Genomic DNA, 13,119 nt, shown 5'->3' with positions numbered 1-13,119 from the left:
AACTTTATTTTCTTTAAACTTATGGATATATGATATAGAAAGGCTGTGGATACGATGAAGAAGCTGTTAATCATTCAAACCGGCGAAACATTCCCTGCTATTAAGAAGCAATTCGGCGATTTTGATGAAATGGTGCGCATTGGTGCAAACTTACAGGCGGATGAAGTAATCGTTGCCCAGGTTTATAAAAAGGGGATTGAAGCTCTGCCTGAACTAGAGAGTATAGGAGCAATCATCATTACAGGTTCACATGCTATGATTACTGACAAGGAAGAATGGAGCGAGCAGTTAAAGAACTGGCTTCAACAAATAGTTCCTCTGCAAATCCCGATTTTAGGTATCTGTTACGGCCATCAATTGCTGGCAGAAGCATTTGGAGGCAAAGTAGATTATCATCCACAAGGTATTGAAATTGGCACAGTAGCTATTTCATTAACCGAGGCTGGACGAGATGATGCCTTATTCGGTTGCTTATCCCCGGTTTTATACAGCTCTCTGAATGGTGAGAAGCATGTTTCAACAGGTATTGTCTCACACGTAACCCATTCTCAAACTGTGGTGGACCTACCGGAGAATGCAGTTTTGCTTGCAGCTAATGCCTTTGAGCCTCATCACGCTTTTAAGCTGAATAGTTATATATATGGCGTACAATTTCATCCGGAATTCACAGCAGGGATTATCCGTGCCTATATTGAAGAACAAAAAGTGCATCTTGAGCAAGCAGGATTTGATATAGAAAAATTACATAATTCAGTGATCGAAAATGATTTCGGTAAGCAGCTATTACAATGGTTTGTCTGGATTGCCGGTATTAAAAAAGAACATCCGCAACAATCAAGTGAAGGGTGGACAATATTTACGGCAAAAACAGAGGTTTAAAGAGGAGTGAGTTTTATGCAACAGGCAAAAATATTGATCATCGAGGATGCAGAAACACTTCGCAATGAATTGGCAGCCTTTTTACGAAATTATGGATATGAAGTAGAGGCGCCTGATGATTTCCAAAATGTGATGAAATACGCTAGTCAGGAAGACATTCATTTAATACTGCTGGATATTAATCTTCCGGTATTTGACGGTTATTATATTTGTCGCGAAATCCGCAAAACATCGCAAGTTCCGATTATCATTGTGACAAGCAGAGACACGGAGATTGATGAATTGATGAGCATGAATCTTGGTGCTGATGATTTTGTGACAAAACCGTATAATACACAAATTTTGCTGGCGCGCATCGAAAATATATTGAGAAGAACTTATGCCAAGCAGGAAAGTGCCGTATTGTCCTTCAAGGATTTGCAGCTCCATTTGGCGAACGGAACGATTTCCTACCGCGGCAAACAAGAGGAATTGACGAAGAATGAGTTAAAAATACTCCATTGCTTAATGAAAAATAAAGATAAGATAGTATCAAGAGAACAGTTAATGGAAGATCTATGGTCATCGGATTTATTTGTTGATGATAACACGCTTTCCGTAAACATTACACGTCTTCGTAAAAAGTTAGAAGCAATCGGTATGGACAATCCGATTGAAACAAGACGCGGAATGGGGTATATCATATCATGACGTTAAAGGCATTTTTTAAGGAACGTACGGTGTTTTTCATCATCAACGCGGTTTTATTTATTGCGGTTGCACTGTTTTTAACAATGCTTTCTGTCCCGAAAATTATCATTGTGCTAGTCGGGATATGTTGGTTCGGGCCGCTACTCGTTTATTTCTTAATGGAACTGTTAAAACGAAAACCTTTTTATGATGAAGTTGAAGCAAAGGTTGAAAATCTTGATCAAAAGTATTTGCTGTCTGAAATTATTGATGAACCTGATTTTCTTGAAGGTAAGGTTTTATATGATATATTGAAAACGAGCGATAAGCAAATGCATGAGCAAGTCAACTTTTATAAAAACTTGCAATTGGAATATCAAGAGTTTATTGAAGCTTGGGTGCATGAAATTAAAACGCCGATTGCTGCAAGCAGACTTATGGTTGAAAACTATCAAGGTGAGGCCATTAACGGCATAAGTGAAGAATTGAAAAAGATTGAGGATTATGTTGAACAAGCCCTTTACTATGCACGCAGCAGCAGCGCAAGCAAGGATTACCTTGTTAAGGAATTTCGTTTAAAAGAATGCGTTTCAAAAGTAATCAGACGAAATGCTAAAGCATTTATACATAAAAAAATTCAGCTTCAGTTGGCAGACTTTCATGATGTTGTTTTCAGTGACGAGAAGTGGGTGGAGTTCATCATCAACCAAATTATCGCGAACAGCATAAATTACTGCTATAAAGAAGAAAGCACAATCAATATTTACACAAGCAAGCATGAGCATAATTTGATTCTGCACATTGTGGATAACGGTGTAGGCATTGACGAAAAGGATATTGGCCGAGTTTTTGAAAAAGGATTTACAGGAGAGAATGGGCGGATATACAGGAAGTCGACGGGCATCGGTCTATACTTATGCAAAATGTTGGCCGATAAGCTGCATTTAGGAATTACAATTCAATCACAGAAAGATGTCGGCACTGAAGTGAGTCTTATCTTCCCGAAAAGCAAATATGTATTGTTAGAGTCTTGAAAGAGGCTCTTTTTTGTGTGGAATAAAGAGGCGATTTGGAATTGAATAGCTGTCTAACCTTACACCTGCCATGCTCGGTCCTAAGCTGCCTCCCCCAAGAAACCAAAGGCGGGTTTCTTGTGTGATTCATCTTAGTCCTCCCGCATGTCTCCTTTTTCATTGAAGCAGAATCAAGGAGCAGAATCAAAAATGAAAAAGGACCGGTGACGGTTTTTCTTTCAAAATTGTAAGGTTCATGCAAGGTACTTCGATACGAGGGTGACAGACGAGGGGGTATACTAAAGATATCAAGGAGAGGTGAGGTACGATGAAAAACATTTTAGAAGTAAAAGATATAGAAAAGTATTTTGGCAATAAAGGCAATGTGTCAAAAGCAATTGATCATATAAGTTTTGAAGTGATGCAAGGAGAATTCGTCGGTATTATGGGTCCTTCGGGGAGCGGAAAAACGACATTGCTGAATTGCATCTCGACAATAGACAACGTCACAACTGGACAAATTACTATAAACGGACAGGATATTACGAAATTGAAAGCTGGCAAGCTAGAGAAATTTCGCCGTGATGAACTTGGTTTCATATTTCAAGATTTCAATTTGCTTGATACGCTGACAGCTTTTGAAAACATTGCGATTGCATTAACGATTCAAGGTTGTAAACCTGCAGACATAACTAAGCGGGTAAATGATGTAGCAGCAAAGCTAGAGATTACAGAAGTACTGGATAAATTTCCTTACCAAATGTCTGGCGGACAAAAACAGCGTGTCGCATCGGCAAGGGCGATTGTTACAAATCCTTCGCTCATTCTGGCAGATGAGCCGACTGGTGCACTCGATTCGAAGTCAGCTAGATTGTTACTGGATTCTATCGAAAAGCTGAACAGCGAATTGCAGGCTACGATATTAATGGTTACGCATGATGCTTTTACGGCCAGCTATGCACATAGAATCTTGTTTATTAAAGATGGGAAAATATTCAATGAGCTTATTAGAGGCAATGATACGAGAAAGGAATTTTTCAATCGCATTATTGAGGTGGTAACGCTCCTCGGAGGTGACACGAATAATGTTATTTAAATTATCGGCACGCAACGTTAAAAGAAGTTTTAAAGATTATACGATTTACTTTTTGACGCTTACCTTTGCGGTTTGCATCTTTTACAGCTTTAACTCGATTTCAGAATCAGGAGCAATGGCAAAGTTAACAATCAGTCAATCGGACATGGTTCAATCTATTACGCAATTAATGTCCATAATTTCTGTATTTGTATCTGTCGTTCTTGGCTTTTTAATTTTGTTCGCCAACAACTTTTTAATCAGACGCCGAAAAAAAGAGCTAGGTTTATATATGACGCTTGGAATGAGCAAATATAAAATATCGCAGATTGTCGTTCTGGAAACATTCTTGGTCGGATTGCTTTCACTAGTTGCCGGTTTGGCTATTGGAGCAGTGATCTCACAAGGATTGTCGGTACTGGTTGTTTCTTTATTCGATGCGGATATTACGAAGTTGAAGTTTGTTTTCTCAACAGATGCGATGATTAAGACAATGACTTACTTCGGTTTAATCTTTTTCTGTGTGATGATTTTTAACAGTATCGTCATTTCGAAGTATAAGCTGATTGATTTGCTGACAGCAGCAAGAAAAAATGAAACATTGAAGGTTCGCAAGACATCGACTTCAATTGTATTGTTCATTTTATCCATTACTTTGCTTGCAGCAGCGTACAGTGTGATTTTAAAATACGGCCTGTTCGAGAGCATGACAATTATGTGGACATGCGTAGCGATAGGTTCATTAGGAACATTTCTGTTCTTCATGTCCCTTTCCGGATTTATCTTAAACATGCTGCAGAAAAATAAAGGTATTTACTTTAAAAATGTCAATATGTTCGTAGTACGTCAAATTAATAGTAAAGTGAATACAACCTTTGTTTCAATGACGGTTATTTGTTTAATGCTATTTTTCACAATCGGTGTTTTATCGACGGCCTTCAGCATCAAAAATGCTGGCGAGAGAAACCTTGATGAACAGACTCCATACGATGCAACTTTGTATGTCGAAGACTGGTATGATGTAAGAAATATAACAGAAGCGACGGAGATGGCAGGGATTGATTTAGATGAAATGGGAGAGAAGCACGTTTTTGATATTTCAGCGCTAAATACAAACTATAATGAGTTATTGCTTCCATACTCTACAGAAGAGCTTCTAAAATACTTCGATATGGCGATGTCATATGAAAGCATTAAAGTACTGAAAGCGTCTGACTATGCAAAGATTATGGAAATGCAAGGGAAAGAAGCACAGCAACTGAGTAGCGATGAGGTGTTGATAATTACGGATGATGAGAAGTTCTTTGAGACGGTCAACAACTATATCAGTAGCACTCAAACCATTAATATAAGTGAAACAGAATATAAGATTGCTAATGAACAGGTTGAAAATCTGCAATATATGACTACCTATGCTGGAGAGTTTGCATTTACTGTTGTCGCTCCGGATGAGGCTGTTGAAGGATTGCCAATTGCTCGCTCAGTTGTTAATTTGAATTATGACGGCCATGCTGAACAAAACGACGAAACGCTCTACCATGCATTTAACAGCAATGAGTTGTACGAAAAATATGGTTTTGTACTTTTCGGCATGACAGAGACACTATTTTATGATTATAGTATCGGATCTTCTACAATGATTGTCTTTATCGGCATCTATATCGGAATTGTGTTCTTAATTTCCAGCGCGGCTGTGCTGGCGTTGCAGCAATTATCGGAAGCAAGCGATAATATGGAAAGATATAGCATGCTCCGGAAAATTGGTGTCACAAGGAAGGGCATCAATAAAGCAATTTTTGCGCAGATTTTCATTTACTTTATGATGCCGTTATCGTTAGCAATTGTCCACTCAATTTTCGGAATAAAAGCTGTCAATCAAGAGATGATAATGATGGGGCAACCTTCAGTTTTTATCCCGGCTTTATTCACGGCGCTAATCATGGTCGTGATATATGGGGGATATTTTATCGCCACTTATATCGGCTATAAAAATATTGTGAAGTAATGCAAACAGCTCAATTCTCATGAGTAAAGAGATTGGGCTGTTCTCTTTTGGTGTTTTCAGAGAATACATGTATGGGGGAAGAGGAGAATCTTATTATGAGTACATCAAATTGTGTACTTACCATTTATTTTATAGCAAGCTTTGACCAATTTCGTCATGATTTTCATCTGAGATAATAAGTACGATTTCAATCAAACGATTGATTAACCATATTCTCTTAATCAATCGTTTGATTAATTGGCAATCTTTAATAGATGCGTTGATCTTATGCACATCAATGAGTTTGACTTTTTAGGGGCAATGGAGAAAAATAAAAAAATATAGAAACTGGCTTTAAATGTTTTATTTTATCTTTAATCCGTGATTTTTTTATTAATATTTGGTGTAGAGGAGAAAGTCCGACTACAGAAAGTTTCAACAATATTCTTCGTTATTCTTCCTACTTTTCGTTTGTTATGGCTATAATGATACAGTGAATCTTTAATAGCAGGGAATGAAAATATGGTTAGAGCAGGGATTGCGTTGTTAATATTAGGCGTTATCGGCGCATTGTATACGACGTTTATAAATAGCGATTTTCCGAATGTGGAATATGCTCAGGCGGCAAGTTTTATTATCGGAGTCACCGGGATTACAATGATGGAAAGTAAAAGAAGAAAGAAACGTTAAATTAGGCAGAGGTGAACAAAAAATGTATTTGACAATAGAAGAAACAGCGGAACTGCTTTCTGTTTCGGTTGCATATATAGAGAACTTAATTTTGCAGGGGAAAATAAGAACACTGCACGACGGGGAGAACTACTTAATTTATAGAGACCAGTTCAAAACGCATTTTGAGCAGCTCGAAAAGTACAAGCAGCTCGTAAATGAACTAGCTAATGAGCCAATTCCAGAAGATATGGATGTTAAAGATGAAGACTAATGTTTTCATCTTTTTCTTTTGTGTACAATTTACAAAATAAGTAATTGTGATACTCTTAAATAAAGGGTTTCATGCCAATATTTTCTGTCTTAGGAGGGGGAAGAATGAACGATCAATTATATAAAGCAGTATGTTGCCGCAATGAGTATGACCCTTTAAAGCTGTTGGCTGTATGTGAGCCGCAGTTCATGGCAATCAGAACAATCATCAATGAAACACAGCGATTATACATAAAAGATAACATCGATGTGAAGAAAGCTTTGAAACAACATAACCAATTTTGCGATGTTCTAAAAAGGAATGGGATTGAACTTGTCTTTCTCTCAGCTTTAAAGGAATATCCGGAGCAAGTGTTTACGAGAGACATCGGCTTCACAGTAGGTTCAACAGTCTTCATATCGGTCTTGCAGCATGACATAAGGAAAGGTGAGGAGAGTCTGCTGAAGGATTGGCTGCAAAGCTGTCATCTTCCATTTCTAGAGATGACCGCAAGTATTGAGGGAGGCGATGTAATCATTGATGAAGAGGTGGTTTATGTAGGAATCAGTAAGAGAACATCTGAAGCTGCAGTACAAGAATTGGGCAGTTTATTGAATTGCAAAGTTAAAAAACTTCAGATTGCCGATTGCTTTCTTCATTTAGATTGTGTATTTAACATTCTCTCGAAAAATGAAGCACTTATATATTCTCCGGCATTTGCAAAAGAGGATCTTGAATGGCTCAGAGAACGATATCAGCTTATTGAAATTACAGAGGAAGAACAATTTTCTTTAGGAACAAATATTTTAAATTTGGGCAATAAGAAGCTCATAAGCTTGCCGACGAATAAAAGAGTGAATGATCAACTGCGGAGGCGGGGATATATTGTAGAGGAAGTCGATTTTTCGGAAATTATTAAATCCGGCGGTTCTTTTCGCTGTTGCTCTATGCCTTTGCTGAGAGAAGCGGAATCATAAACTAATTTTTTCTTACATACTTCTAAACTATTAGAATGGCAGAAAAAGTTATTCTATCATTGTAGATGTACATGTAGAGTATTAGTGAAACTATTTGAGAGAGGATGTAGCTCAAACCGAGAGTTACCGTATAGTTACCGTATAGTGACAGATTAAAAGAAAAATGTGCTTTTATTAAAATTAATTATTCATATTATTGTATAAATATAATATAATGTAATAAATCTGAATTGATAGATTATTCAAATAAGGAGATGGATGTATGAAGAAATGGATGTTGAGCTTAACGTTATTATGTGCCTTTTTAGCTATATTAGCGGGTTGCGGATCTTCTGATGACAGCAGCGGGGAAGGCGAAGAGAAGAAAACATTAAAAGTTTTAACAAATGCGGCCTATGCTCCTATGGAATATATGGACAAGGATGATGTAGTAGGTTTTGATGTTGATTTCATTAAAGCAGTAGCAAAAGAAGCAGGTTACGAACTGAAAATTCAACATATCGGATGGGATCCGTTATTTGTTGAGATGGAATCTAAGCGAGCGGATATGGCTATTTCATCTATTACAATCAATGATGAGCGTAGGCAAAAATTTGATTTTTCTGTTCCTTATTATCGTTCAACAAACAAAATTCTTGTTCCTGAGAACAGTACAGTTGCAAGTTCAGAAGACTTAAAGGATAAAGTCATTGCAGTTCAGCAAGGGACGACCGGAGACTTTATCGCTACTGAATTATTAGGTAAAACAAGTACAAATGTGAAGCGTTTTGAAGAGAACACATTGGCTATTATGGAGCTTGTTCAAAATGGAGCGGATGCAGTCATTGCAGACCAGCCGGTGTTGGAAGCTTATGCAAAAAGCAATCCTGATGAGGAACTTAAAGTTATAACTGACGATAGCTTTGAGAATGAATACTACGGTGTCATGTTCGCTAAAGGCAATACAGATTTGCAGAAAGAAATTAATGAAGCCATTAATACACTTTTTGAGAACGGTACTTACGAAAAAATCTATGAAGAATGGTTTGGAGAGAAGCCGGATACTGAAGACTTAAAAGCTCAACAATAATTTGATTTTTCAAAAAACACGTTCGTTCTAAAGAACGTATAAATATGAACTTAAATCAGTGTCTAACCTTACACCTGCCATGCTCGGAGGCCTACAGGATGTAGGTCACATCGGCGTTGCCACAGGACGTGGCGGTCTTAGCCGATGTTCCTTTATAAGCCAACCACTCTGTGAAACTAAAAGCGGGTTTCACGGAGCGGCTGTCTTAGTCCTCACGCATGGCTCCTTTTTCAACGAGATGAATGTTAGTAGCATAATCATGATGAAAAAGGACCGGTGCCGGTTTTTAAAAGATAAGAATGTTTATATTTTTGAACTTAGATTGCTGTCTAACCTTACACCTGCCATGCTCGGTCCTAAGCTGTCTCCCTCAAGAAACCAAAGGCGGGTTTCTTGTGTGATTCATCTTAGTCCTCCTGCATGTCTCCTTTTTCATTGAGCCGAACCTAAGTAGCATATTCATGATGAAAAAGGACCGGTGCCGGTTTTTCTAATAGACAGCGCGATTTTTACATTGATTGGCATATACTGAAGCTTGTTTTGGGCAGGAGGAACAACTATGAATTTTAATTTTGATTTAATCATCGATTATGCCCCGCTCCTTTGGAAAGGAACATTACTGACGATTGGGCTGTCGATTGTATCGATTTTATTTGGGACGATAATAGGTTTATTCATTGCGCTAGGGAAGATGATGCGCAACAAATGGGTGGCATTTCCGTTTGTCGCTTATATTGCTTTTTTTAGAGGGACACCTCTTTTTGTGCAATTGTTATTGATCCACTTCGGTGTTATACCGCTATTTACCGGTGAAACCAATGCGATAGCAGCTGCTATTGCCACTCTCTCTTTAAACTCCGCAGCGTACATTGCCGAGATTTTCCGCGGCGGTATTCAATCCATTGAAAAAGGTCAGATGGAGGGAGCTCGTTCATTAGGGATGTCTCATATTCAAGCTATGAGATACGTTATTTTGCCGCAAGCATTGAAACGCTCCATTCCTCCATTAGGTAATGAATTTATTGTTTTGGTAAAAGAATCATCGTTAGCCGCAATCATTACAGCGCCGGAAATTATGTATTATGCACGTAATATGAGCAGTGCGCACTTTGCTGTTTGGGAGCCATATTTAACAGCAGCTCTTATTTATTTAGTCATTACATTAACATTAAGTTTCATATTACATCGTGTTGAAAAGAGGCTGGATAAGTCATGATAAAGGTTGATAATCTAAAGAAAACGTTCGGGAAGAATGAAGTATTAAAAGGTGTTTCTGTAGACGTTATGCCGAAGGAAGTGGTTGTAGTCATAGGGCCATCCGGATCGGGAAAGTCGACATTTCTACGTTGCATTAATTTATTGGAGGAAATTACAGAAGGCCATATTTATATTGAAGGCACAGACATTACCGATCCAAAAAGTAATGTCAATAACCTGCGCATGGAAGTCGGAATGGTTTTTCAAAACTTCAACTTATTTCCGCATATGACGGCGCTCGAGAATATTATGCTTGCTCCGACGAAGGTCCGGAAAGTTTCAAAGGAAACGGCGAGAGAAAAAGGCTTGGAGCTGTTAAGAAAAGTTGGCTTGGAAAACAAAGCTGATGCTTATCCGGATTCGCTTTCAGGCGGGCAGAAGCAGCGTGTAGCGATTGCGAGGGCTTTGGCGATGGAGCCGAAAATCATGCTGTTTGATGAGCCGACATCTGCTCTTGACCCGGAAATGGTAGGAGAGGTGCTTGAAGTAATGAAGCAGCTTGCTCTTGAAGGAATGACGATGGTTGTTGTGACGCATGAGATGGGATTTGCCCGTGAAGTTGGCGATCGCGTTATCTTTATGGATGGTGGTTATATAGTAGAAGAAAACGAGCCGAAAGCATTGTTTGAAAATCCGCAGCATGAACGGACACAAGCATTCTTAAGCAAAATCCTTTAATAGAATAGCCACTTGTATTCATTTTATGCTCGCGATAGGCATAAGTATGATGCAAAGGGGCTGGTAGTAAGTGAAGCGATGGGGATACCGCAGAAGTATAATTTTTCGCAGAAAGCCTTTAGGGTGGAAAAAGATTTTTTTGTATTCACTCTTGCTTTTTCTTCTTGTTAATTTTATTTCCTTATATTTTGTGGAAAAACGTATCACGCCAATAATTCATAATGTAGCGAAGGTAGAACTGCAGCGTACTGCTACAGAAGCAATCATCGCATCGATTGATGCAAATATTACAAGTAAAATCGATATGGATGAACTGATTTTAGAGAATCATAGGGAAGGTCGCGCATCTACTTTCAGTTTTAACCCGAAAGTTTATAATGAAGCGCTGACGACAACGACAGAGGATATTGAGAGACGTTTAGGATTAAAAAAGAATGAGCAGCCGGGTGAAGAGGGAACAGATAGTCAAATGCAAAATATTGTATATCGAATTCCGCTCGGTGTTGCTACAAATGTCAACTTATTCGCCAATTCCGGTCCGGAAGTGCCGGTGAGGTTGTCGCTTGTCAGAGATGTCGATTCTCAAATCCGTACAAAGATGACACATAGCGGCATTAATAACACATTCTTTGAGCTTTTTGTCGATATAGAGGTTGAAATGCAAATCGTTATTCCTTTTTACTCAGATCGCGAGCCGATTAAGCAAAGCGTAAAAATAGGCGACTATTTCATTGAAGGCGAGGTTCCAAGTTATTACGGTACAGGAATCAGCATACCGCCGCCGGCTCCTGAAGAGAAAGATAAGGAATAATCAACAGCTAGAGCAGTTAATTAATTTAAATATATTTGTTGCATCTTAAGTCTATAAAGTTCATAATAGTATAAAAATTTCAACGATTTAACGTATAGGAGTTGTAGGGATGAAAGTAGTGAAATTTGGCGGATCTTCACTGGCTTCGGGTGAGCAGTTGGAGAAAGTTTATGGAATCGTAACGAGTGATCCTGAAAGGAAATTTGTTGTCGTTTCAGCACCGGGTAAAAGATCGTCTGAAGATATTAAAGTAACAGACCTTCTCATTGCCTGCGCAGAGAAGCGAATAAACGGCGAAGATTTATCAAATGAACTGAAAATGTTGATTGATAGATATGGAAGTATTGCGACTGAGTTAAATCTTCCTGCTGATGTTATAAAACAAATTGAAGCAGACTTTCTGCAAGTGATCGATGGTGATCGCAGCAATAAGGAAAGATACTTAGATGCAGTGAAAGCAAGCGGAGAGGACAACAATGCGAAGCTGATTGCTGCCTATTTCCAAGTGATGGGGACGAAAGCAACATACGTAAATCCAAAGGATGCTGGACTTTTTGTGAGTGATGAGCCCGGAAATGCGCAAGTGCTGCCGGAATCGTATGATCAGTTGTATAAATTGCGTGATATAGAGGGGATTGTTATTTTCCCGGGATTCTTCGGATTCACAAAAGATGGGCATATTGCAACATTTTCAAGAAGCGGTTCGGATATTACCGGTTCTATTTTAGCAAATGGAATTAAAGTGAATGTGTATGAGAATTTCACAGATGTGGATGCCGTATTTTCTGTTAATCCTACAATTGTTAGTAACCCGAAGGAAATTAAGGAACTTACATATCGTGAAATGCGCGAACTGTCTTATGCCGGTTTTTCCGTCTTTCACGATGAGGCGTTAATTCCAGCTTTCCGTGCTGGTATTCCTGTAAATGTGCGCAATACGAATAATCCGTCAGCTCCGGGTACGTTTATTGTTAATGATCGGGAAAATTCAAATGGTCCGGTAACTGGAATCGCATCTGATAAAGGTTTTTGCAGTATTTATATCAGTAAGTATTTAATGAACAGAGAGCTTGGTTTTGGCCGCAAGCTTCTTCAAATACTTGAGGAAAATGAAATTTCATATGAACATATTCCTTCCGGCATCGATGATATTACGGTCATTTTAAGAGAGAATCAAATGGATGAAGAAAAAGAAGCAAATATTGTAGCTCGTATTTATGGTGAATTGCAAGCTGACAAAGTAGAAGTTGAACATGGACTTTCTTTATTGATGATTGTGGGCGAGGGAATGCGTCATAACGTAGGTACGACAGCTCGTGCTTCACAGGCGCTGGCAGAAGCCGGTGTTAACATTGAAATGATTAATCAAGGTTCATCAGAGGTATCTATGATGTTCGGAATCAAAGCGGTCCATGAGAAAAAAGCGGTGCAAGCACTGTATAATGCCTTTTTTGTCGGAGCAGTTACTGTTTAATTTATAAACAGAAATAGAACAAGGTTATTTAAACCGGATTTGTTATTAAAAGAAAAGGGCTTTGCAGAGGAATGTGTGCATCCATGCAAAGCCTTTTTATCATTTGAAAATGAAAAAGGACCGGTACCGGTTTTTCCTACAAAATAAGTATATCTTTTTGAACTTAGATGGCTGTCTAACCTTATACCTGCCATGCTTGGGCCTAAGCTGCCTCCCTCGTGAAACCAAAGGCGGGTTTCACGAGGGAGGCAGCTTAGTCCTCCCGCATGTCTCCTTTTTCATTGAAGTAGTAGCGAGGAGTGAATTCAGAA

Annotated in this window: 13 protein-coding genes; all 13 read left to right on the top strand. The window is 38.6% G+C overall.

Translation table 11 applies throughout. The annotated features are described in order from the left end of the window. The first annotated feature begins 54 nt into the window (after nucleotides 1-54). The 13 genes from IEO70_RS10505 to IEO70_RS10445 all read left to right on the top strand — a co-directional run bounded on the left by IEO70_RS10505 (nucleotide 55) and on the right by IEO70_RS10445 (nucleotide 12,808). Nucleotides 55-879 carry a glutamine amidotransferase gene (locus tag IEO70_RS10505; protein ID WP_190998330.1) on the top strand — a complete coding sequence of 275 codons (825 nt, stop codon included), beginning with the start codon at nucleotides 55-57 and terminating at the stop codon, nucleotides 877-879. 15 nt (nucleotides 880-894) lie between these two features. Further along, on the top strand, nucleotides 895-1,569 hold the full coding sequence (locus IEO70_RS10500) for a response regulator transcription factor (RefSeq protein ID WP_190998329.1): 675 nt from the start codon (nucleotides 895-897) through the stop codon (nucleotides 1,567-1,569). Next, entirely contained in the window at nucleotides 1,566-2,582 is a 1,017-nt protein-coding gene (locus IEO70_RS10495) for a sensor histidine kinase (protein WP_190998328.1), read from the top strand. The genes IEO70_RS10500 and IEO70_RS10495 overlap by 4 nt, the downstream gene beginning before the upstream one ends. Nucleotides 2,583-2,889: 307 nt before the next feature. Beyond that, complete coding sequence (locus IEO70_RS10490) at nucleotides 2,890-3,657, top strand: ABC transporter ATP-binding protein (RefSeq protein ID WP_190998327.1); 768 nt, start codon at nucleotides 2,890-2,892, stop codon at nucleotides 3,655-3,657. After that, the gene (locus tag IEO70_RS10485; protein WP_190998326.1) at nucleotides 3,647-5,641 is read left to right on the top strand and encodes an FtsX-like permease family protein; all 1,995 of its coding nucleotides are present in this window, start codon (nucleotides 3,647-3,649) and stop codon (nucleotides 5,639-5,641) included. Before IEO70_RS10490 ends, IEO70_RS10485 begins: the two co-directional genes overlap by 11 nt. A 501-nt stretch (nucleotides 5,642-6,142) precedes the next feature. Continuing rightward, nucleotides 6,143-6,310, top strand: a complete 168-nt coding sequence (locus IEO70_RS10480; RefSeq protein WP_190998325.1) for a hypothetical protein — start codon at nucleotides 6,143-6,145, stop codon at nucleotides 6,308-6,310. Nucleotides 6,311-6,332: 22 nt separating this feature from the next. Further along, nucleotides 6,333-6,563, top strand: a complete 231-nt coding sequence (locus IEO70_RS10475; RefSeq protein ID WP_190998324.1) for an excisionase family DNA-binding protein — start codon at nucleotides 6,333-6,335, stop codon at nucleotides 6,561-6,563. A gap of 104 nt (nucleotides 6,564-6,667) precedes the next feature. Then, on the top strand, nucleotides 6,668-7,519 hold the full coding sequence (locus tag IEO70_RS10470) for a dimethylarginine dimethylaminohydrolase family protein (RefSeq protein ID WP_190998323.1): 852 nt from the start codon (nucleotides 6,668-6,670) through the stop codon (nucleotides 7,517-7,519). A 262-nt stretch (nucleotides 7,520-7,781) separates the two neighbouring features. Beyond that, a complete protein-coding gene (locus tag IEO70_RS10465) occupies nucleotides 7,782-8,588 on the top strand; it encodes a basic amino acid ABC transporter substrate-binding protein (protein WP_190998322.1) in 807 nt (268 codons plus the stop codon). 559 nt (nucleotides 8,589-9,147) lie between these two features. Then, nucleotides 9,148-9,804 carry an amino acid ABC transporter permease gene (locus IEO70_RS10460; RefSeq protein WP_190998321.1) on the top strand — a complete coding sequence of 219 codons (657 nt, stop codon included), beginning with the start codon at nucleotides 9,148-9,150 and terminating at the stop codon, nucleotides 9,802-9,804. Next, nucleotides 9,801-10,523, top strand: coding sequence for an amino acid ABC transporter ATP-binding protein (locus tag IEO70_RS10455; RefSeq protein WP_190998320.1), 723 nt, complete (start codon nucleotides 9,801-9,803; stop codon nucleotides 10,521-10,523). The genes IEO70_RS10460 and IEO70_RS10455 overlap by 4 nt, the downstream gene beginning before the upstream one ends. 70 nt (nucleotides 10,524-10,593) lie before the next feature. After that, nucleotides 10,594-11,334, top strand: coding sequence for a sporulation protein YunB (gene yunB / locus IEO70_RS10450; RefSeq protein WP_190998319.1), 741 nt, complete (start codon nucleotides 10,594-10,596; stop codon nucleotides 11,332-11,334). Nucleotides 11,335-11,443: 109 nt separating this feature from the next. Continuing rightward, nucleotides 11,444-12,808 carry an aspartate kinase gene (locus IEO70_RS10445; protein ID WP_190998318.1) on the top strand — a complete coding sequence of 455 codons (1,365 nt, stop codon included), beginning with the start codon at nucleotides 11,444-11,446 and terminating at the stop codon, nucleotides 12,806-12,808. The last annotated feature ends 311 nt before the right edge of the window (nucleotides 12,809-13,119 follow it).

The sequence above is a fragment of the Peribacillus faecalis genome (assembly GCF_014712675.1).
In the GTDB taxonomy this organism is placed as follows: domain Bacteria; phylum Bacillota; class Bacilli; order Bacillales; family DSM-1321; genus Bacillus_AD; species Bacillus_AD faecalis.
Note: the sequence above shows the minus strand (reverse complement) of the source record. Positions and strands in the feature narration are given on the sequence as shown.